This is a genomic window from Bacillus sp. NPDC094077 (assembly GCF_050279465.1).
Classification (GTDB): Bacteria; Bacillota; Bacilli; order Bacillales; family Bacillaceae_G; genus Bacillus_A.
The window spans coordinates 183,819-208,293 of the sequence record NZ_JBNNUF010000008.1; the positions used below are offsets into that span (position 1 = coordinate 183,819).

A 24,475-nucleotide genomic window follows, 5' to 3' on the forward strand; every position below is an offset into this window, starting at 1 on the left:
TGTAATTCATCTCGTTTATCTGTAAACTATATATACATCAAGTGGCGCCTTTCCATCGAAAGGCGCCTGTTTTTTGGAGGAAATTATGTTTGATCCAACTGCTTTTGACAATCTAAAAGTAATCGTAGAAGGTGCTGTTTATGATTTTGATTTACATGGAGATATTCTTGTAACAGATCGAAAGGATATGATGGACCTTGCCTCATTAAGTCGTATATATCATATTTCATTTCAATTAACAGAACCGTTCGAACCATTAGTAGAAGCAACATTTTCATTATCTGTGGATGCAAAGAACTTGTCTGGTGAAATACTAGAAGTGCCCCAGTTTACACCAGGTTGTGAAATGAAGTTAGCATTTTCATTCCCGTTAGAACAACCAGAAGTAGTGTGCGAAGAAATTGAAACTTTAATGTGTTCTATATGGGGAAAAGAAAGAATGATTATGCAGAAAGTTTCATACGAATATAATAAGCAAGCGATTTCATATCATAATAAGGTAGAGGTTCTATTTCAAAAAGCGATTACAGAAGACCATGTTGATGATTTAATAGCTGTTATTTCTCACATGATAGAAACAGTGCGAGCAATACAGCATTTTCTTCAAAAATAGAGATAAAGGAGAAAAACGAATGATAAAAGATATGCAACCATTTTTACAACAAGCTTGGGAGAAGGCTGGTTTTAAAGAGTTAACTGAAATTCAAAAACAAGCGATTCCAACTATTTTAGAAGGACAAGACGTTATAGCTGAATCTCCAACTGGAACAGGAAAAACATTAGCGTACTTATTACCCCTTTTACATAAAATTAATCCTGAAGTAAAACAGCCACAAGTTGTTATTTTAGCTCCAACGCGTGAACTTGTAATGCAAATTCATGAAGAGGTTCAAAAGTTTACAGCAGGAACTGATATTTCAGGTGCATCTTTAATTGGTGGTGCAGATATTAAGCGCCAAGTAGAAAAGTTAAAGAAACACCCGAGAGTAATTGTCGGTTCACCAGGCCGTATTTTAGAATTAATTCGTATGAAAAAGCTAAAGATGCATGAAGTGAAAACAATTGTATTTGATGAGTTTGATCAAATCGTAAAACAAAAGATGATGGGCGCTGTACAGGATGTAATTAAATCAACGATGCGAGATCGTCAATTAGTATTCTTCTCGGCGACAATGACAAAAGCAGCAGAAGACGCGGCACGTGATTTAGCAGTTGAACCACAATTAGTACGTGTAACACGTGCAGAGTCAAAAAGTTTAGTTGAGCATACGTATATCATTTGTGAGCGACGCGAAAAAAATGATTACGTAAGAAGAATTATGCATATGGGCGATGTAAAAGCAGTTGCTTTCTTAAATGACCCATTCCGTTTAGATGAAATTACTGAGAAACTGAAATTCCGTAAAATGAAGGCAGCTGCTCTTCATGCAGAGGCAAGTAAGCAAGAGCGTGAAGCAACGATGCGTGCGTTCCGCGGCGGAAAATTAGAAATTTTACTTGCTACTGATATTGCAGCACGTGGAATAGATATTGATGATTTAACACATGTAATTCACTTAGAGTTACCAGACACAGTAGACCAATACATTCACCGTTCAGGTCGTACTGGACGTATGGGTAAAGAGGGAACAGTCGTTTCTCTTGTAACACCACAAGAAGAGCGTAAATTACTTCAATTTGCAAAAAAACTAGGTATCGTATTTACGAAACAAGAAATGTTCAAAGGATCATTTGTAGAAACGAAACCGAAAGCACCAAAGAAAAAGAAACCAGCATTTACTGGGAAGAAAAAGCCTAGATAAATAATTGGGAAGACGTAACTATGTGTAGTTACGTCTTTTTTGTTTACGAGCCAGTCGATAAACTTCGTAAAGAAGTACATATGAATGAAAAAGGATTAATAATAGAACTTGTAGAAAGCTACATAGAATATAAAAAGTATTAGGGGGAAAACCAATGATTCATAAAGTCGGACAAATTATGGTGTATGTAAATAATCAAGATGAGGCAGTAAATTTTTGGACGGAAAAGGTCGGGTTTCATGTAGTTGCAGAGGAAGATAACAAACAAGGAATGAGATGGATCGAAATCGCTCCAACTAACGATGCAGAAACGAGCATTATACTACATAATAAAGAAGTTATTTCTAAAATGAGCCCGGAATTAAATCTTGGTACACCGTCTTTAATGTTCTTCTCAGAAAACCTTGATCAACTATATACAGATTTAACAAATAAAAATGTTACAGTTGGAGAAATGGTAACTATGCCTTCTGGTAAAGTGTTTAACTTTGCTGATAGTGAAGGGAATTACTTTGCAGTAATGGAGAAAAATAAATAATTATATAGTTATGTAAAAATCCCCCTCGTATATAATGAGGGGGATTAAATATTTGAAGTGGATTTTTCATTAGAGAGTTGATTAATAAAAAATGCGCCTTTTTCAATAGCTGTCTCAATATAACCAACAATTTGGTCAAACGTAAACACTTGTAAATCTTCATGCAAATGCTGCTCGGGATACAACATATCTTCAAAAAGATATGTTCGAAAAGCTAAAACGTTTTCTTTAGAAACCTCTTCGATATCCACAATGTGAGCTTCTTGATTGAGAAGAGAGAAGAGCTTTTGTTCTTTATCGTAATGATGAAGCAACTTTGCATTTAACAATTTAAAATCGTTATAGTACATAGGTGCGATAGTTTCGTCGTTTTCTATTCTATTTTTTAGCCAAGGTAGAAAAAAGCCGTTTAGCCAATTATCATCGGCAATGAGGTGGGTGTAATAGCCTAAGAGAAAAGGGGAATCCATATGAACTTCATATTTATGAATAAATGAATCATAATCTATTCTTCTCGTATAGTTTTTCGTTGTACCGGCGTAAAAATGTGAAGTTCCTTTTTCTTTTTTTGAATGAACAGCATCAGGAGCTACACCTCCAAGTAAGAAAGAAGTTTTATCTTGAATGGATAATTTTTCGGCAATCCCGTTAGCAATAATAACATGCATAATTCGTGATCCCATATATAGCCCCCTTTTTAAGTATTCATTTTAGGGAGCTGACTGAACGTTTAGTATGACTTTCCCTGTACTTTTTCTACTTTCGACCCATTCGTGTGCTTTCCCTGCATCTTGAAGTGGAAAAGATTTCGTAGCCTTAATTTGCAAAATTCCGTCACGTAAATAACGGAAAACTTGATTTGCAGTTTCTTGGAGTGATTCAGGACGTTTTTTTCTTGTAGTGCCGAAGCTAAAACCGAGTATAGAACGGCAACTTGCGTGTAAATCTTTCGTTTGGAAATTACCAATTTCACCGCTAGCATTACCGAAATGAACGAGGCGACCGTAATAAGCGAGGCATTGTAAACTTCTTTCCGAAACAGTTCCAGAAATAGAGTCTAAAATAACATGAACTCCTTCTCCGCTTGTCAGTTCATTGACTTTCTCTACAAAGTCTTCATCTTGATTGCATATAACATAATCGGCTCCAGCGTCTAAAGCAATTTTTCTTTTCGCGTCACTGCCGACAGTACCGATAACTTTTCTAGCCCCTAATAGTTTTGCAAGTTGAATCGCTGTAGTACCAATTCCACCAGCAGCTGCATGAATCAGTACAGATTCACCTTGTTGAATTCTTGCAACATTTGCGAGTAAATTATAGCTTGTAAAAGATACGATAGGACAAGCGGCTGCAGTTTGAAAGTCGACTTCATCAGGTAAAACGAAAGTTAGGTTTTCGTTTGCGACAACATATTCTGCGTAAGATCCAGTTTGAGGAAAAGAAATGACACGCTGTCCAGGGTGAATGTTTTTAACATGAGAACCTACGCGTTCTACAATACCAGCTGCATCTATCCCTGGAATAAAAGGTAATGATTTATTTCCTTTTTTGCCATAACGAGATTTAATATCAGCAAAATTAACACTTGTAGCAACAACACGAATTAATACTTGATTTTCTGAAATGGTCGGAATATCCACATCTGTATATTTCATCACTTCAGGACCACCAAAAGAAGTTACAACGATAGCTTTCATCATATATCCCCCTAAATTTGACTATATAAATCATTTTAAAGCTTTATTAGGAAATGGAAAATTATATAATTGTTATGCATGGTTATAAGTGAATCTTATGAAGTTATTAGATCATTATATTAATTTATATAAAAAAACTTTTGAAAAAATCGAACGAAATATCGTTTGCTTGCCAATATATAGTGTAAGACAAAGGAGGGATGGTAGATGAAGGATGAAACAGTGTATACAGATCTAATTAAATTAACTTTATCAGGCAATAAGGAAGCGTATAGCGAATTGTATGATAAAACGATTCAAGAAGTGTATAAGACAGCACATTTTTTAATGGAAGATAAAGCGGATGTAGATGATGTTGTTCAGGAAATATACATACAGCTATATGAATCACTTCGTAAATACGATAGTGAGAAGCCATTTCGTCCTTGGTTAATTGGACTTGCGATTAAACAATTCATTCTTATAGAAGAAAGAGGTGGATGCGACTACGAATTGTAAAAAAAGCAGAAGAGCAAAGAAAGCCAGTACAAATTGATTTTTCTAGCGATGTTGTGAGTAAAATATCAAATCAAAAACTAATCGAACTCATTCATAAATTACCGTATAAATTGAAGCAAGTTATTATCTTAAGATACTTACACGATTACTCACAAGAAGAAATAGCACATATATTACATATTCCAATCGGTACTGTGAAATCTAGAATACATGCTGCATTAAAGAAACTACGTCAAAAAGAGCAAGTAGAAGAAATCTTTTTAGGAGAGGTAGGGAATGTGAAATGAGTTTAGAGTGTAGAGATTAGAGAATCTATACAAGAAGAAGCGAAGGGGATTGTTGCCCCGCCGGAGTTAAAAGAAAAAGTAATTGTTCAAATAAAAATGAAGCGCGGGGGGAGTAAAAGGAAGAAGCGCCTTATCGCAGGAGCGCTTGCTGCAGCATTTTTAATTCCGACGACTGGTTTTGCTTATCAATCTATTATGGCAGATGGTATATATGGATCTTTTGAGAATTTAAAAAAACATGCCGGAACGATGACATTAGAAGCATATATGCGTTTTAGTGCAAAGTTATCGCAAGCGAAAGATGATATGGGGGCAAAGGAATATGAAGAGTTTACAAAAGAACTAAAAAAATTAACAAATGCAAAGCTTGAGTATGGAGATTCGAACGGTAATATTGATTATGATCAATTATTACCAGCTAAAAGGGAAGAAATGAAAAAGGTAAATATGGACCTTCAACCATACTTTGATAAGTTAAACGGTCATAAATCTAGTAAAGAAGTATTAACACCAGAAGAGTTTGATGGCTATGTGGAAGCTTTAATGACATATGAAATAGTACAAGTAAAAACAAAATCAACTGGTGGAATGGAAGTAGAAGAAGTACCTGAGGCATACAAAGAAAGATTTATTAAAGCACAGCAGCTTATGGAGTATATAAATGAACAGGTGAGATAGATAAAAAGGGGGAACCTGTGAATAATTAGGTTTTCCTTGTTTAGTTATAAAAATATGATGATTGCATGTATTATTTAAGAGAGATTATATTAGACAACGCTACCATCTATCTTTTAAAAAAAAGAAACATCTGGGTCAGCTGTATTACTTTGTTGTGGGAATAAAAATCTTTCAAAGTATGGTGAAGATTGTCCGTGTAATCGCAGAAGTTTTTCAATTTCAACTGCAAAGCGACGAGCATCCTCTGCAGTACGTTTCCCCGTAACAATATCCATACATTAAGTTTAAAGCCATAAAGTTAGCTGATTCTAAATCGCATTTAGCGGTTGCTTCACCAGCGGTACGATCTAAATATAAACTACCATCAAATTTCGCTAATTCATCTAAAAATTGTATAGGTGCTTTAAAATCAATCGTTTGTCCTAAATAGTCAAGATGAGGTGTTGGGAAGTTATGAGGAACTGTATCGAGATGAACAACTGTGCGCTTCCATGGTCTATTATTGTGCCAAATAATCCTTCTAGTACTGGCTTCACTGGGTAAACCGTATTTATTAATTAAAGCGTAAACTGTTTTTTTCTGTTCTCCACTCCAATCATTTAAAATTTGATCTAAAACAGGATGGACTCCTGATTGTTGCCGATAATAGTCATTAAATCCATAAGTCATTACAATTCCCTCCCTATATACAGTAATTAAAGCGCACTATATTTATTATATGGTGGACATTTGTCCGCATTTCTAATTACCGGTATTATAGTGTAGCTATGAATTTATTTGTTATTTCATGAATGTAGCAACAGGAAACGAGGCGGAACAGAATTATCCTTCATTTTTGCTATTTGCATGATCCTTTTGTATAAAACAATCTAATAGTGAATAACCAGCTATTAAACTAATTATAGTAACAAATGTTGTATTTATAAGAATAATGTTAAGTAAGTAAGGAAGGAATTCGCCAAGAGGGGAGAAGAGTAGTGCCGGGGAAAAGGAAATTAATATTGTAGGAACTGTAATAGCAATAAATTTATCCGGTTGAAAGCTCCAGTTTTGTTTACTCGTTTCGCGATTAATGGATTGAAGGAATCGTAATAAAATGCCGACTACAAGAGGAAAGAGGGTATAGTAGAATAGCCTTGGATAAATGTTAAAGTTCACCTGCGCGTCTGTATCTAAATAAAATTGAATTTTCACTCCGACAAATAATAATAAGACGATAAATAATGTAAAGCAGAGGTATAGCATTACTTTTTGCATTGCATTCCACCATCCTTTACTTAAAATATATTCAAAGAAAGAAGAGATATACAATAACTACTATTGTATATCTCTTCTTTTACTGTTATTTAATAGTGGAATTTGTTTTCTCTTGCTTCGTGAAATAATCAATAATGCCCATTGCGCTAATTTCTATATCTAGATGTAAAATGTTATAAACGGAATGATTGGATGGGACGTTTAACTTTGTAAGGTGAGAAGTGATTTTATCCATTAATAAAGTTTGTAATGCTTTAGTCGCTTCATCGAAATCATTATATTTTTCAAAGACATCTTTACCAGTATGAACGAAAATGGGTAACCAATGTTCAAGTTGGTTATATACTTCTATAACATGAGATGATGCACCGTAATGGCCGAAATAAATAGTATCTACATTCATACTTTGAATATGATTTTTAGAAGCAATCATCGCATCTGGCTGAAATTGTGAAGGGGACGTTGACGGTAGATATAACTCTACACCAAGGTCTGCAAGCTCTCTATAATAAATCCCAATTGTATCACCAGTAAAAATACCGTTTGTTAATGAATCATGGATGCTTATATGGTGCTTCGCATGCCCTGGTGTATCATAAAATGTAAGGATGCGGTCTTCTGCAATTTTTAACGTATCTCCATTTTGTACAATGTGAACACGTTCTTCTTCTATAGGAAGAATTGGATCAAAAAGTTTATCGAAATCTTCTTTATACACAGCTTTTGCGCCTAAAATGAGTTTTGTTGGATCAATCATATGACGTGCCCCGCGAGAATGCACATATAAAGTAGCATTTGGGCACTTTTTCATCATTAAACCAGCTGCCCCAGCGTGATCTAAATGAACATGTGTAACGATAATGTTTTTTACATCATTTAAGTCGATATGTAATTGTTGTAAGCCATCTAAAATATAGGGAAGAGAAGGGGCTGCACAAGTTTCAATTAAAGTAATATCATCACCTAATAAAACGTACGTACCAGTTCGTTCATTATGTTGTAAGTCGTAATCATCAATAAGATATAGGTGAGAAGATAATTGCTCTACTTTTTTCATATTTACCACTCCTTATATACTACATGTTTCTATTATACGCTAAAAAAGAAAAAAGGCAGAAAACGAAAGCTCGTCTTCTGCCTTTTTGTAATGTTGTTATTTCGTTTGTTCTTTATTGATAGACATAACGAACAGTCCAACAATACCGCCAACTATTGGAAGCATAATCTCTCCTGCTAAATTAAAGTAGGAGCTTAAGAATAAACCATTTACATCGATTACCCAGCCAGTAACATACAATAACATCATATATAGTACGAAATAAAACTCGCGATTTGAAATCGTTTCACGTTGTGCAGTTTTCATAATGAACACCATCCTTTTCTATTATAATAGAATATAAACTGTCACATTTTGTTCACAATTCAATTGTAAAACTTTCCATCATAAAAGTCTAGTAGTTTGTGTCGAATTTCCGAACAAAAATAAAGCGTTTTCATTCGTAGGGAGAAATATGTAATAGGAGCTGTATATTCACGAATGTAGTATAGTATAAACATAGAATGATAGTGAAGAGAGGGGCAGGAACAATGACAGTTTATGATTTTTCAGCTAAAACAATAACAGGAGAAGATAAATCGTTAAAAGATTACGAAGGAAAAGTGCTTCTTATTGTAAATGTAGCTAGTAAATGCGGGTTTACACCACAATATAAAGGATTACAAGAAGTATATGATAAATATAAAGACCAAGGACTAGAAATACTCGGTTTCCCTTGTAATCAATTCGGGGGACAAGAACCGGGAACAGAAGCGGACATTACAAGTTTTTGTGAATTGAACTACGGTGTAAACTTTCCGATGTTTGCAAAAATCGATGTAAAAGGTGATAAAGCTCATCCACTATATACATACATGACAGAACAAGTACCAGGTTTACTTGGTATGAAAGCAGTGAAATGGAACTTTACGAAGTTTTTAATTGGAAGAGACGGGAAAGTAGTTGGGCGTTTTGCACCACAGACGAAGCCGGTAGATTTAGAGATGGAGATTGAGAAAGTACTTGGCTAATAATTACGAATCACTACTTTGGTCACTTCTGCTAAATAGCTCGTTTAACTTTTCCACTATCGATTTTTGCATACTTGGTAGTACGTGACCGTACGTATTTAGTGTTGTACCGATATCCGTATGCCCCAGTCGTTCGGAAATTAATTTAACGTTAATATTTTGCTGTATCAACATTGTAGCGTGAGTATGCCGTAGATTGTGTATACGTATCTGAGGAAGTTCTAAGTGCTTCGTTAGGGAATAGAACGTTCTACGGAAACTCCGTGATTCTAATGGTCTGCCGTGAATTGTAGGAAGGATTAAGTCTAAATCAGTATAATCTTCGCCGTAGATAAGTTTTTCTTGTAGGATTAACTTTTTATGAGACTCTAGTTCTTCTATAAGCATGGTGGATATGTGTAAATGATCTTACGTTTGCCTCGTTTTTTGCTCCGACTTTCAACGCTCTACCAACAGTTAAAGTCTGTCTAATATAGATAATGCCGTTTTCTAAATCAACGTCTTTCCAACGTAATCCTAATATCTCACCTTGTCTCATCCCAGTAAGTACAGCCATTAAATATCCGATATAATAGCGCGTAGGATACTTCACCCGTCTTCCTTCAAGAAGTCCTTTAAATGATTTTCAATGGTTAAACGAATATCTCATTGTACAGCGCCTAGGGGGAATAATATCTCATTTGTAAATATTGATGTAGATAATTATATTATCTTACGAAAAGGTAATGTTGACGTCATATTTTTGAATTTCTTTTCAACCGAAAACAGATTAAGATTACAGTGTTATGAAAATCAAAGAGGTGAACAACATGAAAAAATATATGGCACTTTTTAGTATTTTAGTTGTATTTGCAAGCCTTTTAGTTGGATGTGATATCAATCGTATGGACAAAGATGAATATTACGTTCAAATTACAATGGATGGAAAAAAGGGAGTTTCAAAATCTATGGATGATGAAGTGATGGGAAAGGAGTATGAATATACATTATCGGGTTTTGATAAGGAAGGTAAAGAAAAGGAGTTAGGATTTATTGCGCAAAAGAATCTTCGCAAAGAAGCCTTTCTACGTATATATCACTCAGATAAAAAAGGTGTAACAGCTTGGGAAGAAGTGCAGAAAGACGGGCTTCCTACGAAAGCAAAAGAAAAAATAGGTATAAAATAATCAGTTATTTGTGACGGTGGATTCTCCTACGTGGAGGGTTCGCCGTTTTTTCTTATAATTTATCGTGTAGCTTTTTATATAAAGTATATTAAAAGAAAGGGTAAATCTTCTTCTGGGATGATAGCTCCATAATTAATAACTTGTACGATAACCTCTCTATTATCACTATATACATTCATATCAACAAGTTGCCCCACATATTCGTTTGTACCAATATCTTTTTCAAGTACTCTAAAAAATGCACTTTATTTTTTCTTTATCTTATCTTTACCTTATCTTTAAATTTTTATATTAAACTTTAAACTTAAAAGAAATAAATTCGAGTGTAAAAAGGGGCAGAGAAATAGATGATTATTACAGATTTTGTAAATAACCAACCACCATTGAAAAATTGAATCTCTTATACGAGGAGGAATATATGAAGGATACGAGTAAAAAACAAATTATTATAGTATTCTTTATTAGTATTTTAGGCTTAGGAACAATGCTGGGAATACTATATTTTACTCATAAAATCAATATTCATAAAAATAAAGCGCTTGCTACCGAAAAACGTTTATTACAATATGAGCCCACCTTGAAAAAAGAATTAGAAAAATATAATTTAGAAGGGAAAACAGCAGTTTTATTAGGAATTATGTACCAAGAGAGTAGAGGTGAGGGCAACGACCCTATGCAGTCTTCTGAATCACTTGGATTAAAGCCAAATGAAATTCAAGAGACAAACTTGAGCATTAAACAAGGGGTAAAACACTTTGCTCAAATGTACAAATATGGAACGGAAAAAAATGTTAGCATGGATACAATTATTCAAAGCTATAATATGGGACCAGGGTATATTGATTTTATTGCTAGTCAAGAAGTTAAACAACACTCGGAAGATTCGGCCAAAAAGTTTTCTAAGATGAAAGTTGATCAAAATCCAGAGATGTACACTTGTGGTGGAAATAAAAATAATTTTAGGTATCCATATTGTTATGGTGATTTCACATATGCTACAAAGGTGAATGAAAAAACAATACTTATTGAAGAACTTCTTCGAAATGTACATGCCCCTTCTAAATAAGCTGTATAATGATATCGTCAGCTATCAACAATTAAATATTAGAATGTAACTTATACTTTAAATAATTCTTTTTTGTTTATATTTTTGTTATGTTCTGATGCAGGATTCTTATAATAGGGGTCCCGCAATATATCTATCAGGCTAACAATACAAAATATCCCCTAAAATAAAAAAAGACGTTATTCTTTCTGAGAAATCATTGGAAAAGATAACGTCTTTTTATCGATTTGACGGTATCCTATATAAAAAATCTCAATCTTATTTCTATAGGGTGAAATAAGATTGAGACTCTTTTGTTATTTATTTTATGGATAATGGAATGGTAATCAAAAATTGTACGCCTTGTTTTGTATTACTCATAGAATACGTGATAAAAAGGGATTCGAAAATTTGTTTTACAATATATAACCCTAAGCCACTCCCTCCCGTATTTCGATTTCTTGACTTTTCGATTCGATAAAATGGTTTGAAAATATGTTGTATATCTTCTTCTTTTATTTTGACACCTGTATTGATAACTCGCATTTGGATGTTGTTTTGTTTAGAATCCTTTGTTAACTTTATATAGACTTTTTCGTTATACGGTGAATACATAATCGCATTATGAATGATGTTTTTACAAGCTTTTTCTAAAAGAACATAATCCGTATAAACAAAAATGTCAGAATCGACTTCTTTTATTATTTGAATGCCTTTTTGAGAAGCAAAAAATTCGAGGTTTTTTGTGATTGTATCTATTGATTTCGAAAGATTTACTTCTTCCACTTGAAGTTTAAAGGTATGTTGTTCTAATTTTGACATGCTTAAAATTTCGCGAACCAGTTGTTCCAGACTTTCAATTATTTGATAATTTTTCTTTAAATATTGGTCACGATTTTGATAAGGGCCGATATTATATATCATCCCTTCTAAGTATCCTTTCATAAGAGTAAGAGGAGTTTTTAATTCATGTGCTACAATAGCAAAAAATTCCCTTCGCTTTGTTTCTATTTCTCTTTCTTTTTCAATATCACTTTTCAATTGCTGATTCGCTTTTTGTAAATCAAAAATTGCCTGTTGTAAATTTATGGACATATCATTCAAGCTATTGGACAATTCCCCTAATTCATCCATAGAACGAACCTCAATTTTTTCGGAGAAATCCAAGTTTGCCATCTTTTGTGCACCTTCATTAATATAAATAAGTGGTTTAGTAATAAACCTTGAATAGAGATAAGCACTTCCTAAACCAATAACCAGTACGATGATACTAATATAGGGTAGAAAAAGTACCAAGACCTGTGAAGCTTCATCGATCGGTTGAAATGTTGCGGACACCACAAGCGTTAAGTTAACATCTTGGAATTGTATTGGCTTGGTAACCTCATATGAATTACGAGATTGATCCAAACTCTTTATTGGTACTGTTGTAACAAAACCTTTTGCTGGAGTACCCCCCTGAACAGTACCCCCCCGAACAGTACCCTCTTGAATAGTACTTTGAAGAAAAGGATAATAAATAATCCTTCCCTCATTATCTTGAAGATATATCACTGCATTATTTTTTTGTGCGTATTCATCAACAAGTGGTGTTGCATTTTGAAGCGTAAGATCTTTAGATTTATCAATTATTTCTTCGATTCCCGTTTGAAGCTGATCTGTTTTGTATTTCTCATAAAATTTAGGGAGAAAGAAGTATAAAGTTACATAAATCAAGGTTGCAAAGGCTAACAAAATGAGGGATGTAGTCATAAAGAGTTTATAGGTAATTCTCTTCATCTTCATGATTTTTACAATCCTATTCATCGATTTTATAACCAACGCCCTTTACTGTTTTAATATAGGGTATATCTAATTTTTTTCGTATGTTTTTCATATGCGTATCAATCATTCGTGTGTCTCCGGCATACTCATATCCCCAAATTTTTTCTACGATATTTTCTCTTGTGAGTACCTTTTTTTCATTTTGAAGTAGTAGTTGCAAAATTTCAAATTCTTTTGTCGTTAAGGGAACTTCAACCCTATTTACATATACTTTATATGCATCGCCATCGACATATAGTTCTCTAAATATGAAATGATTATCCGTACTTTGATTATTGCTTCTTCTCAGTACTGCTTCGACTCGTCTCATCAAAACATGAAAAGAAAAAGGTTTCGTAATATAATCATCGATTCCAAGATCGAATCCTTTCATTTGATCTTGTTCTTCTTCTAGCGCGGTTAGCATAATAATTGGTATATTTGACTGACTTCGAATCATTTTGGCAACTTCAAATCCATTCAGGTTTGGCATCATCACATCTAGAAGAATTAAATCGAAGGATTGCTTATTAAATTGTTTCATGCCCTCTAATCCATCTGATGCAACTATAACTGTATACTGTTGTGTCATTAAAAATTGTTTGATTAATTCTTGTATTTCTTGATCATCTTCTACCACCAGAATGTGATAGTTCTTCATAATATCACCTCTTGGAGTCATTATAACCTTCCAATCTGGAGTTGATGTGGAGAGACGTATTAGAAACACTATAAAAACTTCACAAGAAAACTACATGTATTTCAAATCAGCTCCAGATGCATGAGATAGGTTATATACATAACAAGACAGAGGGAGGTAATTAAGATGTCACTGGAAGCAAACATCATTCTTTCTTTATTAGATGTACAACTGTGGATGGCCCCTCATTCGAATAATAGACGCATAAAAGAGAAAAAACAAAAATTGAAATCAGCATCGTGCTTAAATAAATACACAAGTGTAAATAAAAGGAAGCTATATAAGTCTAGTGAACAAAAATAGAGAGGATCAAATTGATTCTCTCTATTTTTGTATTCAATAACTAGGTACTGAAAATCTTTACTATAACTCTAGATTAACTCCATATAGAATACAGATTAAGTTTGTATGATACATGTACCAAATAGAAAGGAATGATACATGATGTTGACGACTTACACAATCTATCAAATTTTATCCCTTCCTTCTTATTTACACACAAACCTATTACCATCCATTCTCACGAGAATGCTAGGATCTAAGTTTAGAACAAAAGAATAAATAAGCTAATGGATGTTTATTGTCCCCTGTTTCCACTTTTTGCAAAACACCTGTATAAACATGCATGCTACTATATACATTGAATACCCTATTTGTTGAGAGCCGAATAGGCTCTTTTTTTAGAGACAAGCTCGAAGTGGGTTTGAATATCGTTACACATATATTCATAGAAAAATTCAAATATAATGTTACCCCTACGAAAAAACAGTTGATTTATGTCTAAACCATGCCTAAAGGTAAAATTTTCTTTTTTTGAAATGGTGATTCCTAAATATTATATTCATACATCGTAATTCAAATATGAAGACAAAAATATTCAATTGTAAATTAAAGGAGAAAGGGATGTTCACAATGGGACACTATGATACAAATCAAACAGAAAGCAATAGGAATAAAGCCTATAAAAAAACAGGGCATTTTTTCACAGGAATCATTGGTGCAGTGATTGGTGCAATTACCATTGGATTGACCACCCCTTATATAAATGAAATCAAAGGAAGTGCAGGTCAATCTCCTAAGCATAACGAAGTAAATCAGGCTACGCCGATCTCTTACAAATCAGAAGATGTGAGCAATCCTCAAAATATGATTGAATCTGCAAAAGAAGTTGTCGTAGGTGTCATTAACTATAAACAAAATGCAGATTCATTTAATACGCAAGATCAATCAGAAGAAGCTGGTTCGGGATCAGGGGTCATATATAAAAAAAACGGCAATAAGGCTTTCATTGTTACAAATAATCATGTGATAGACGGTGCGAATAAAGTAGAAGTGAAATTGAATAATGGTAAAAAGGTTCCCGCTAAAGTAGTAGGGACAGATCCATTATTAGATTTAGCGGTATTAGAAATTGACGGGGCAGATGTAAAAAGAGTCGCAACACTTGGAGACTCAGAAAAAATTCGTACAGGGGAAACGGTAATAGCCATTGGGAATCCATTGGGGCTAGAAGGTAGTGTAACAAAGGGGATTATTAGTAGCAAGGAACGAGAAATACCTGTTAGTACCCTTGGAAATCAACAAGTGGATTGGCAAGCACAGGTAATTCAAACAGATGCAGCTATTAATCCTGGGAATAGTGGAGGAGCTTTGTTTAATGAACAGGGTGAAGTCATTGGAATTAATTCGAGTAAAATTGCACAACAAGCTGTTGAAGGAATTGGATTTGCAATTCCGATTCATATAGCCAAAACGATCCTAGAGTCTCTTGAGAAAGGTGGAACAGTTAAACGTCCGATGATGGGTGTACAGTTATTAGATGTGGAGAAAATGACAGATTCTGCACGCAATCAATTAAAATTACCAAAAGAGATATCAAATGGTGCAGTATTGAGGAATATCTCAAACCAATCACCAGCAGAAAAAGGTGGATTGCAACAATATGATGTTGTGATTGCATTAGATGGACAAAAAATAGAAAATGTCGTTCAATTCCGTAAATATTTATATGAAAAGAAAAAATTGGGGGATACAATTAAAGTAACAGTTTATCGAAATGGTGAAAAACTAACAAAAAACGTGAAATTAGCGAATTAAACAAGTGCCGCTTAAAAATATAGCCACCTTTCGGTGGTTTTTTTATATGTGCTTTTTGTGTGGGTACTAGATATATCAGAGGTGGTAAATGTGATGAAGCAAAAAGAATGCCCACATTGTTATTCCATGCAGGAGGCTAATTTTCCAGCTATAGTATCTCATCCTGTACTGTATGGGTCATAAATAAAGGGAGTTATCCCGTGTTTGTATTCCTTCCTCAAGTTAATCGGTTGGTGACTGATATTTTATACCTATTATTATTCCGTTTGTCCTCATTCCACATTAAATGGACTGACTCCTTACCAATGTTCCAAATCGATTACGTATTTTAATTTGTGTTCCAGTTTTTCTTGACTATATTAACGAATCACTACATATGCACTCCAGATAAGCCCCAATATCTTTAGATAATCTACTGAATATCTTCATATAAACTCCAGATAGTGTATTTAGAATAACAACTATCAAGGAGGTTAGGAAAAATGAATTTTATAAAACGCGCAATTCTCAGTATGAAAAAAAGAATAGGAACATCATTAATTTTGATGGCGGTCTTTCTGATTGTTACAAACTTAGTGCTGGCAGGATTCGCAATCCAAAATGCATCAAAAAAAGCTGCTGATTCAGCAAGAAAAAAACTGGGTGCTGATGTTACTTTAGGTCTTGATTTTGATAAATTAGGAAAACAAGCAAGGGAAACTGGAGAAGCGCCTAATCCGCCGCAGCTCAATACAAAAGAAACAGATCAATTAGCGAAGTCCAAGTATGTAAAAGACTATAATTATATAACCAATAATTTCGGAATTGCGGATGGGTTTAAATTAGTAGGAGCTTCAGAAGGAGAAGAAGAAGGAAAAGGAAAAGGTAGCGTTGCAATGGTGGGAGGATCAGGATCAGGTTCAGAAATAGATATGAATTCTTCTCTTATGATAGAAGGAGTTCGCAAGACTTTATTACAAGAAAGTTTTAAAAATGGAAAAAGTAAAATCATTGATGGGAAACCAATTACAGAAAAGATGCAAGATCAGAATGTAACTTTAATGGAAAAACGATTAGCGGAACAAAACAATTTGAAAGTAGGAGATAAGGTTAAAATTCAATCAGGGGATAAGAAGGAAACTCTTGAACTTGAAATTATTGGTATTTATGAAACGAATGAGCAACCAATGGGTCAAAATCCCCCTCCTATGATGAATCCAGCTAATAAACTATATATGCCTCACTCTACTTTAAAAAAATTAGAAACAGATGAAGGTATGAGTAGCATTCAGGTCGTGTACTTATTGAACGATCCACAATACATTGATGCATTTAAAAAAGAAGCAAAAAAATCTGATATTGATTTTAATTATTTTAAGTTAGATGCACATGATTCATTGTACAAGCAAATGATTGGTCCTATCGAAAATATTGCTTCTACGTCTCAAATGATTATCTATATGGTATCTATTGCAGGTGCGATTATCTTAGGATTAATCATTATGTTATCGATTAAAGCACGTCGTAAGGAAATGGGGATTTTATTATCTATTGGAGAGAAAAAATGGAAACTGATGGCGCAGTTCGTAGTAGAAGTCGTATGCATTGCTATTTTAGCATTTGGATTATCCGTAACAACAGGAGCTAAAGTTTCTCAATTCGTAGGGGATAACTTACTTTCGAGTGAAATTGCTACAGCAAGCGAAGAAAAAGACAATTCACAAAATGGTAGTGTAATGATGGTTGGAGCTGGTGGTACTCCGCAAAACCAAAATGAAGATCCAATTGATAAAATTGATGTAAGTGTAACAGGAGAGGATTTAGGGAAAATGGGAGGGATTGGACTAGCTATTGCTATAATAGCAACGCTTCTTCCGGCATTATCTATTCTACGCTTAAATCCAAAACAAATTCTTTTAAAAGATGAATAAGGAGGCTCGATATGGAGACAATTTTACAATTTAAAAACTTAGATTATTATTATGAAAGTAACGGAAAAAAAGTAACGATACTAGATAATGTTAATTTTTCTTTTCAAAAAGGGCATTTCTACACGATTTTAGGGCCATCTGGATCTGGTAAAACTACAACTCTTAGCTTAGGTTGTGGGCTGGATATACCTAAAAATGGTTATGTACTGTATAATGGCAAGGATATTCGAAAAATTGGCTTGGATCGATACCGTAATCAAAATGTATCTGTAATTTTCCAATCTTATAATTTGATTACCTATATGTCTGCTTTTCAGAATGTATTAACGGCAATGGAAATTACAGGTGTGAAGGTACAAAATAAAAAAGCAAGAGCATTAGAATTATTAGAGAAGGTAGGACTCACAGAAGTAGAAGCGAAACGAAATGTCTTGCAACTAAGCGGCGGACAACAACAACGTGTAGCAATTGCTCGAGCGCTATCTTGTAATGTCGATTTACTGATCGCTGATGAGCCAACAGGAAATCTTGATGAAGAAACAGCAAAAGAGATTATTGAGTTATTTCAGGAGCTTGCCCATCAAGAGAATAAATGTGTAATTGTTGTGACGCATTCACAAGAAGTTGCTAAAAAATCGGATCGAGCAATTTATTTAAGTAAAAAGAAGTTAGTAGTAAACGAAATTAATAATAACTAAGAAAAAAGCTACTTTCTTTCTTAATTCACATAATTTTCAAAGATTAAATTCGTTGATGTTAATATTTGTTATATAATATATTTGTCAAAGCATTACTCCTGTAGTTTCTATAATGAATCTGTAAGATAGTTTGTTTGACACGTATATTCATCTGAAACTAAAAAGAACTTGTAGAGATTGCTACAAGTTCTTTTTGTTTTAAGGGTGAAATGTGGATTTAAAATATAGTTTGATAAATTATAACAAAGTCTGATCATTAATAGAAATATGCTCTTTAAACGTGCCTATAAATCAAGGGTTATAATAATTTAATCAAACTTTATCATTCTAGCCAAGAAGACTCCTTCCTCAAGGAACGAGAAGTGAGTAGGTGGGAGATAAATTGGCTTCGAACAAGGGATGGCAGGAAGCCATCTTAATTGTTCGACATACATAAACTGTTACTTCAAAATTTCATTTAATCTTATTTATTTCATAGGAATTATAAGGTATACTAGAAATAGGTGCAAAATGCACCATTTGAAAAAGAGTGCATTGCAAAAAGGAATCCGTAAAGGATTCCTTTTTTGTTTTTTAGAGAATGAAGCAACGTTCTAATTATCTCTTTCTTTTGTATGTATGAATGAACTACTGCTTTATAAACTTAAAAGGCATTTTTGGAAAATTGCCATATTCCTGTAACAAAACAAAGGTATGTTATGTGTGTAAAATATAAAGAGAAAGAAGGAAAAGTTGTGAAAAAAGTTTTGCCAATTGTTGCGTTATTAGGCATGATGAGTTTTGGAGTACAGGAAATGAATGTAAGAGCTGATACTTATCACAAGAGCGATTCAAAAATTAGTTTTTGGGATTCAAAAAGGAAGGGTACTAATTTTATGAATAGCACGTCATTACCTGAAAACTATAAAAGTGCAAAAGAAGCTAATATTGAATATGTACGTTTAGCACCTGATAAATGGGCAAAAGATAAAGATTTTCTATTTGAGGATAAACCGGATACTTCTGGAAAGGATTTTCTGATAGGTAATGCAGATAACTATCAGGGATTAGTAAAGGAGGATTTAGAAAAATTAAAAGCTGATTTAGATGCCGCACAATCGCAAGGAATGAAAGTTGTTCTTACAATGTTATCCTTACCTGGTGATCGATGGCGTCAATTTAATAATAACAAAAATGACGACAGAATATGGGAAGAGGAGAAGTACCAAGAACAAGCAAGTCAATTTTGGAAGGACCTTGCTCTAGAACTAAAAGATCATCCCGCAGTGGTTGGTTATAATATTATAAATGAACCGCATCCAGAAACAGCTAAAAATAATAGATATAATGATTTTTGGACGGAAGATTATGAGAAATGGTATAAAAAAGTGAAAGGAACGACAGCTGATCTAAACAGATTTTATGAAAAGGTGATCAATTCCATTCGTGAAGTGGACCAAGAAACACCGGTTATTTTAGATTCAGGTTTATATGCTACTCCATGGGCCTTTAAATATTTAAACCCCGTAAAGGATAAAAAAACACTTTACGCATTTCATATGTATGAACCATATGAATTAACGAGTCAAGGTGAAAAGCAAAACAAGGAATATCAATATCCAGGATTAGTAAAAGTAGGGGATTTAGAGAAACCTGTAATGTGGAATAAACAGGGATTAGAGAAATTTTTGAAGCCAATCCAACAATGGTCTAAGAAAAATCATGTACCATCTAATCGAATTATTGCAGAGGAGTTTGGAATTAACCGCACTGTTCTAGGAGCTACCCAATACATGCAAGATCTTATTTCTATCTTCAATCAAAAAGGTTGGCATAAATCATTCTATGCATTCCGTGAAGACACTTGGACGGGAATGAATTATGAATTGGGAACAGGCAAAATGAAATGGGACGAAGAGGGTAAACCGATACGTCAAGATAATTCACTTTGGGATGTAATAAAAAAAGATTTACAGGGTCATAAATAGTTTAGAATATTAATCCTAAGGACTAAATGTAAGCATCTAATTCAAATAGAATTAGATGTTTTTTATATAAAGGGTAGTAATCAGGTTCAGTTACAATAGAAAATAAGATTTTTAGGGAATAGCGTAGAAAGTATTTTGAGGGTTTAAATAAATGTGGTTGCGATTGTTTAAACCTTTAAAGTTAAATAACTTTTATGAATTTTTTGTGAGATTCCAACCTTTAAATATTGAAATTTATTTACTTATTTCGCCAATTGAATACATTTATGGTCATAATTTTTTACAAAAATAAGTAATATTATCTACCAATGATAGAAAGCGAATAGCCTGAGAAATGTGTGGTGTTGATGTTTATTACAAAATTGTAAGGTTATGTAATGAAAATCGATAGAATTGGATGTTTTAATAATATAACCTGGATAACGGATGGAATATTCTGAAAAAGGGTTGAGATGGATGAAAAAAAGTAAAAGAACATCTAGGTTTTTTAAAAATGTTGTATGCATATTTATTTTCATACTCATTATGAGTGAATTGACTTCCACGAAAGTAGCAAGGGCACAATCGAACATATTAGCTGATAGGAGCATAGAAAACTTTAAGAAAAAGATGGATGAACAAGTACCTAAATGGCAGGAGAACTATGATGTACCAGGGGTTGCAATAGGAGTTGTACATAATGGGCGCATCGCCTATACACTAAATTATGGTTATGCAGATAAAAAGAAGAGAAAAGAAGTGAAGGATAATACTTTATTTCAGGCAGGTTCGGTGTCCAAAAGTCTTACTGCTTGGGGAGTCCTACATCTTGCAGACAAAGGGCTTCTATCATTAGATGATCCGGTTGGCAAGTATCTAAATAAATGGAAATTACCAAATTCGAAGTTTGATAATAATGAAGTCACGATAAGAAGATTATTAAGCCATACGGCAGGATTACCCACACATAAAGGGTATTTAGGAGTGGTACCTGGGGAACCGCTTAATTCTATTGAAGAATCACTATCTGGGAAAGGGTGGAATAGTGATTCGGTTGAAATAATTAAGAAGCCAGGTTCAGAAGCGATATACTCCGGGATTGGTTATACGATTTTGCAGCTTGTTATTGAAGAGGTGACAGGAATGCCATTTGAACGTTATATGGAGGAACAAATTATGAAACCATTAGGAATGAAATCGAGCTCATTCAGACAAACCCCGGATAAATCAAATCTTTCGAAGGCATACGGATACTTTGGTCAAGAAATCCCGAATTATCATTATACCGAACAGGCTGCTGCAGGTCTCAAAACAAATGTTACGGATATGATGACTTTCATACTTGCAAGCATGGACACCAATGATCATAAAGATAAGGGATATGGTATCATCAAAAGTGAACGTGTGGAGGAAATGCAAAAGCCAATATTAGGCGAGAATGGTTTAGGTATATTTGAGAGTAAGTTATCTAATCAATGGAAAATGATGTATCATTCTGGTGATAATCGGGGATGGCATTCCTTTTATGGCTACATTCCGAATACAAAGGATGGATTGGTCATTCTCACGAATGGTGAAAATGGTAAAGACTTAAGACAGGATATTTACCACGAATGGATAAAACACGAGACTGGGAAGTTCCCTGAAAGTTACTTTTCCTTCGAAGAACAAAGAAAAAGCAACACAATTGTATCCGTTGTTATTGGAGCAACACTTGGTATATACTTGCTACTATTTGTAATTAGATTAAACAAGGAGAAAAGAATTTTCATTTTGAAGCACGAGAAAAAGCCTTACATCAGAGTTGGATTTAGAACAATTCTACTTTTTAGTATTGCTCTGTACCTATTTTGTCGAACCTACATGTGGAGCACTTTAAGTTTAAGTGCAAGCAATAGAATAAATATAGTGCTCATACTGGCATGGATGTTGTTGTTATTAATTGTAGGATTCTTTCCAAAAAAACGAAGTGGCACAAATCAAACACTAAAATCTGAAGCTGTTGGTTATAAATCAAAAGGGAATTAAACGGATAGTTTGGTTTAGATGAATATAATACTAGTTAAGTTTGGATAGATACATAGGAGAAACTGAATTTATAAGAGAAAAAATAGTTAAAACAATATGTTTGAGAATAGAGCGATGTTTAGGTGCTATAAATTTGAGAAAAAAGAAACAGAATAATAAGGTATTTGTTGATAAAGCCTCTCTTCTGTTACAAAATTTTACATATTTGGTATGATATACGTAAGTTCTATGTATATTAAGGGAGGAATGGGAATGAAGAGGTTCATAATTCATGAAAATGGTAATACAATCTTAAAAAAGCTAGTTTTAATGGTGTTGCCGATGGTTCTAATGATATTGATGATAACACCATCGAATGATGCATCGGCAGCCAATCAATCAAATACAGGTTCACTAAAAGGCGTGAATTTATTTAATGGAAGTTGGACAGTTGCTATACAGGCAGCAAATTTACAATATGTTTCTGCTGAACCATCGGGAAATGTGGTAGCTAATCGTAATGCAGTTAATGAATGGGAGAAATTCGAATTAATTCCGACTGGGGAATTATATACGTACGCTTTAAAAGCAAAAAGTAATGGGAAGTATGTTTCGTTTGAGCCAAATGGTAGAGTAGTAGCAGATCGTACATCAATTGGAGCATGGGAAAAATTTATTTTATATAATGGTGGAGACAATAGGATATATGTATTACAAGCACTTAGTAATGGTAGATTTATATCAGCTAATAGTGGTAGAGAATTAACAGCTAATAGTTATGTAGCTGGAAGCTGGGAAAGATTTGTTATTGTATACTTCTAAATTTTGAAGTGTTATATATCTAAATGATAATGAGACGTTTAGTTAGTATGAATGCCTAACACAATAAAGTGTTAAGTACTTAATACAAGTGTATATTAACGTGCAAAAAGGGCTTCAAGTAATTGACAGTCCTTTTTGTATGTTAAATAAGGACTTGCTGAGGATATAATGAGAAGAAAAAGAACCCTATAGGGTTCTTTTTCAAGGCATATTAACAGTAAGGAGAATCATGAAATGCTACTTCAAATCTTTATTAGGGGAAAGATTTTGAAAAAGCTTAACATACATCTATTTTTACATAAATGTAATATATAGTAAATTGATAATGTTTATACTTACTATTACTAATATTCAATTAAGATAGTTAACACCGCTTGTATAGTGTTAATGAACGTTTAATTATACATTTAGAAATCTAATAATAGGATAATAGATAAGAGTACGAGCACAATTGATACATTGGTCACTGAAAAAATATTACCTTTATCGGCTAATTTACCAATAGTAGGTGTTAAGAAAGCACCAGCTATTGCGACAAAGCCAAACAATACAATTTTATTATTTGAGAAATGTAATGGCTCAAATCGTAATAAAACTGGAATGACTGTCCAATAAAGACTAAATGTTGTAAATAAACATGCGTGATAAAAAGCTCTTTGTTGTAAAGAAGAAGTATGTAGCAGTAGCTAATGGAACAAGGAATCAAAAAAATTCGCTAAGGGGGTACTTCAAAACCTTAGCATTGAGTCGTTGTGACGAGACTTCTCTATGGAAATATAAAGTGAGAAGAATGATAAACATTCTTCTCACTTTTATCAATTAGGGTGTCATATATATAAATATGCGTTTGATTGGATTTTTGGGTGAAAAATTCACATGCATAGTATAACAAAATATTTAAGGTAACTTATATGTAATATTGCATATGAGGAGGGATTCTTCTGTAGGAAAAAGATAAAGTTTACAATAGACTATTAGCTAAATATGAAAATCAAAATAATGAAAAAGTAATATATTGTTCAATTTTAATATCTAAAACTTATATATACGTGTTACAATGAAGTTCTCTAATTTATTTTATTCTCCTATTCAGAATTTATGGTTTAGTTATCCAATACAACATAATCGGCTGTAGTAAATGATTCATGAATGAAGTGATGCATTTAGAATGGTTAAAAGGCTGTTAAGCATAATTATACAAGGAATAGATTTACTTAATTAAGTTTTAGAGAATTTATTATGGTAAGGATTTCATCCGATTTGAATAGTGCTGAAGTGAACTACTCGCCACTTAGCAAAGCTTGAAGTGGGAGCTTCTCAGTTCCACGACGAAAGTAACCTTTCGTCTCCCTGAGCGTTACTTCGGGGTGTTCCACCCCTAGATGTCAACGCTTGGGTGCTCTCTTGGTACGGTTGATATTTTACGCAGGAACCGAATGGCTTGGTTTTCGCACTCT

23 protein-coding genes and 5 pseudogenes are annotated in these 24,475 nt (G+C 33.6%); 16 read left to right on the forward strand and 12 right to left on the reverse strand.

Translation table 11 applies throughout. From position 1 onward, the window contains the following. The first annotated feature begins 85 nt into the window (after positions 1-85). The 4 genes from ACQKNR_RS19695 to ACQKNR_RS19710 are packed head-to-tail and all read left to right on the forward strand — an operon-like array spanning position 86 to position 2,340. Entirely contained in the window at positions 86-613 is a 528-nt protein-coding gene (locus tag ACQKNR_RS19695) for a hypothetical protein (RefSeq protein WP_142328492.1), read from the forward strand. 19 nt (positions 614-632) lie between these two features. Beyond that, positions 633-1,802: a DEAD/DEAH box helicase gene (locus tag ACQKNR_RS19700; protein ID WP_427319831.1), complete on the forward strand. Its 1,170-nt coding sequence runs from the start codon at positions 633-635 to the stop codon at positions 1,800-1,802. A 20-nt stretch (positions 1,803-1,822) separates the two neighbouring features. Next, positions 1,823-1,945: a hypothetical protein gene (locus tag ACQKNR_RS19705; protein ID WP_427319833.1), complete on the forward strand. Its 123-nt coding sequence runs from the start codon at positions 1,823-1,825 to the stop codon at positions 1,943-1,945. Positions 1,946-1,956: 11 nt separating this feature from the next. Continuing rightward, positions 1,957-2,340, forward strand: a complete 384-nt coding sequence (locus ACQKNR_RS19710) for a VOC family protein (protein WP_427319835.1) — start codon at positions 1,957-1,959, stop codon at positions 2,338-2,340. A 44-nt stretch (positions 2,341-2,384) separates the two neighbouring features. Here the strand turns inward: ACQKNR_RS19710 and ACQKNR_RS19715 are convergent, their stop codons facing one another. Together ACQKNR_RS19715 and ACQKNR_RS19720 are read right to left on the reverse strand one after the other, a co-directional pair. Continuing rightward, a complete protein-coding gene (locus ACQKNR_RS19715) occupies positions 2,385-3,023 on the reverse strand; it encodes a zinc dependent phospholipase C family protein (protein WP_427319837.1) in 639 nt (212 codons plus the stop codon). 27 nt (positions 3,024-3,050) lie between these two features. Beyond that, complete coding sequence (locus ACQKNR_RS19720; RefSeq protein WP_427319839.1) at positions 3,051-4,037, reverse strand: quinone oxidoreductase family protein; 987 nt, start codon at positions 4,035-4,037, stop codon at positions 3,051-3,053. 207 nt (positions 4,038-4,244) lie between these two features. On the opposite strand from ACQKNR_RS19720, the pseudogene ACQKNR_RS19725 reads away from it, so the two are divergent. Both ACQKNR_RS19725 and ACQKNR_RS19730 read left to right on the forward strand, forming a co-directional pair. Then, positions 4,245-4,822: pseudogene (locus ACQKNR_RS19725) on the forward strand (sigma-70 family RNA polymerase sigma factor). Further along, a pseudogene (locus tag ACQKNR_RS19730) lies at positions 4,819-5,500 on the forward strand (DUF3600 domain-containing protein). The pseudogenes ACQKNR_RS19725 and ACQKNR_RS19730 overlap by 4 nt, the downstream one beginning before the upstream one ends. 113 nt (positions 5,501-5,613) lie before the next feature. Here ACQKNR_RS19730 and ACQKNR_RS19735 read toward each other — a convergent pair. The 4 genes and pseudogenes from ACQKNR_RS19735 to ACQKNR_RS19750 form a co-directional block, all read right to left on the reverse strand. Further along, a pseudogene (locus ACQKNR_RS19735) lies at positions 5,614-6,169 on the reverse strand (hypothetical protein). A 153-nt stretch (positions 6,170-6,322) separates the two neighbouring features. Next, a complete protein-coding gene (locus ACQKNR_RS19740) occupies positions 6,323-6,757 on the reverse strand; it encodes a hypothetical protein (RefSeq protein ID WP_427319841.1) in 435 nt (144 codons plus the stop codon). A gap of 85 nt (positions 6,758-6,842) precedes the next feature. Then, the gene (locus tag ACQKNR_RS19745; RefSeq protein WP_427319843.1) at positions 6,843-7,814 is read right to left on the reverse strand and encodes an MBL fold metallo-hydrolase; all 972 of its coding nucleotides are present in this window, start codon (positions 7,812-7,814) and stop codon (positions 6,843-6,845) included. A 96-nt stretch (positions 7,815-7,910) separates the two neighbouring features. Beyond that, on the reverse strand, positions 7,911-8,120 hold the full coding sequence (locus tag ACQKNR_RS19750) for a DUF3925 domain-containing protein (RefSeq protein ID WP_000844994.1): 210 nt from the start codon (positions 8,118-8,120) through the stop codon (positions 7,911-7,913). Between the two features lie 224 nt (positions 8,121-8,344). Here ACQKNR_RS19750 and bsaA point away from each other — a divergent pair, with 224 nt between their 5' ends. Then, positions 8,345-8,824, forward strand: a complete 480-nt coding sequence (gene bsaA / locus ACQKNR_RS19755) for a glutathione peroxidase (protein ID WP_427319845.1) — start codon at positions 8,345-8,347, stop codon at positions 8,822-8,824. A gap of 3 nt (positions 8,825-8,827) precedes the next feature. Here the strand turns inward: bsaA and ACQKNR_RS19760 are convergent, their stop codons facing one another. Together ACQKNR_RS19760 and ACQKNR_RS19765 are read right to left on the reverse strand one after the other, a co-directional pair. Then, positions 8,828-9,211 (reverse strand): tyrosine-type recombinase/integrase, encoded by a 384-nt coding sequence (locus ACQKNR_RS19760; protein ID WP_427319847.1) that lies wholly within the window; start codon positions 9,209-9,211, stop codon positions 8,828-8,830. Further along, a complete protein-coding gene (locus ACQKNR_RS19765) occupies positions 9,183-9,416 on the reverse strand; it encodes a tyrosine-type recombinase/integrase (RefSeq protein ID WP_427319849.1) in 234 nt (77 codons plus the stop codon). The genes ACQKNR_RS19760 and ACQKNR_RS19765 overlap by 29 nt, the downstream gene beginning before the upstream one ends. 217 nt (positions 9,417-9,633) lie before the next feature. On the opposite strand from ACQKNR_RS19765, the gene ACQKNR_RS19770 reads away from it, so the two are divergent. Continuing rightward, entirely contained in the window at positions 9,634-9,990 is a 357-nt protein-coding gene (locus ACQKNR_RS19770) for a YxeA family protein (protein WP_427319851.1), read from the forward strand. 80 nt (positions 9,991-10,070) lie between these two features. On the opposite strand, the pseudogene ACQKNR_RS19775 reads toward ACQKNR_RS19770, so the two are convergent. After that, positions 10,071-10,190 (reverse strand): annotated as a pseudogene (locus tag ACQKNR_RS19775) (vancomycin resistance histidine kinase VanS); the annotation flags it as partial. A gap of 218 nt (positions 10,191-10,408) precedes the next feature. On the opposite strand from ACQKNR_RS19775, the gene ACQKNR_RS19780 reads away from it, so the two are divergent. Then, positions 10,409-11,056, forward strand: a complete 648-nt coding sequence (locus tag ACQKNR_RS19780) for a lysozyme family protein (RefSeq protein ID WP_427319853.1) — start codon at positions 10,409-10,411, stop codon at positions 11,054-11,056. Positions 11,057-11,356: 300 nt separating this feature from the next. On the opposite strand, the gene ACQKNR_RS19785 is transcribed toward ACQKNR_RS19780, so the two are convergent. Continuing rightward, positions 11,357-12,820 carry an ATP-binding protein gene (locus tag ACQKNR_RS19785; protein WP_427319855.1) on the reverse strand — a complete coding sequence of 488 codons (1,464 nt, stop codon included), beginning with the start codon at positions 12,818-12,820 and terminating at the stop codon, positions 11,357-11,359. A 13-nt stretch (positions 12,821-12,833) separates the two neighbouring features. Beyond that, positions 12,834-13,499: a response regulator transcription factor gene (locus tag ACQKNR_RS19790; protein ID WP_427319857.1), complete on the reverse strand. Its 666-nt coding sequence runs from the start codon at positions 13,497-13,499 to the stop codon at positions 12,834-12,836. A 165-nt stretch (positions 13,500-13,664) separates the two neighbouring features. Between ACQKNR_RS19790 and ACQKNR_RS19795 the strand changes: the two genes are divergently transcribed. The 7 genes from ACQKNR_RS19795 (at position 13,665) to ACQKNR_RS19825 (ending at position 23,018) form a co-directional block, all read left to right on the forward strand. Beyond that, positions 13,665-13,841 carry a hypothetical protein gene (locus tag ACQKNR_RS19795; protein WP_328055554.1) on the forward strand — a complete coding sequence of 59 codons (177 nt, stop codon included), beginning with the start codon at positions 13,665-13,667 and terminating at the stop codon, positions 13,839-13,841. 600 nt (positions 13,842-14,441) lie between these two features. Next, a complete protein-coding gene (locus ACQKNR_RS19800) occupies positions 14,442-15,635 on the forward strand; it encodes a S1C family serine protease (protein ID WP_427319859.1) in 1,194 nt (397 codons plus the stop codon). Positions 15,636-16,117: 482 nt separating this feature from the next. Beyond that, positions 16,118-17,545 carry an ABC transporter permease gene (locus ACQKNR_RS19805; RefSeq protein ID WP_427319861.1) on the forward strand — a complete coding sequence of 476 codons (1,428 nt, stop codon included), beginning with the start codon at positions 16,118-16,120 and terminating at the stop codon, positions 17,543-17,545. An 11-nt stretch (positions 17,546-17,556) separates the two neighbouring features. Beyond that, positions 17,557-18,243 (forward strand): ABC transporter ATP-binding protein, encoded by a 687-nt coding sequence (locus ACQKNR_RS19810; RefSeq protein WP_427319863.1) that lies wholly within the window; start codon positions 17,557-17,559, stop codon positions 18,241-18,243. 698 nt (positions 18,244-18,941) lie between these two features. After that, positions 18,942-20,210: a glycoside hydrolase family 5 protein gene (locus ACQKNR_RS19815; RefSeq protein ID WP_427319921.1), complete on the forward strand. Its 1,269-nt coding sequence runs from the start codon at positions 18,942-18,944 to the stop codon at positions 20,208-20,210. A 456-nt stretch (positions 20,211-20,666) separates the two neighbouring features. Continuing rightward, positions 20,667-22,217: a serine hydrolase domain-containing protein gene (locus ACQKNR_RS19820; RefSeq protein WP_427319865.1), complete on the forward strand. Its 1,551-nt coding sequence runs from the start codon at positions 20,667-20,669 to the stop codon at positions 22,215-22,217. Positions 22,218-22,469: 252 nt separating this feature from the next. After that, the gene (locus ACQKNR_RS19825) at positions 22,470-23,018 is read left to right on the forward strand and encodes a fascin domain-containing protein (protein WP_427319867.1); all 549 of its coding nucleotides are present in this window, start codon (positions 22,470-22,472) and stop codon (positions 23,016-23,018) included. A 419-nt stretch (positions 23,019-23,437) separates the two neighbouring features. On the opposite strand, the pseudogene ACQKNR_RS19830 reads toward ACQKNR_RS19825, so the two are convergent. Next, a pseudogene (locus tag ACQKNR_RS19830) lies at positions 23,438-23,704 on the reverse strand (MFS transporter); the annotation flags it as partial. Positions 23,705-24,475: the final 771 nt, after the last annotated feature.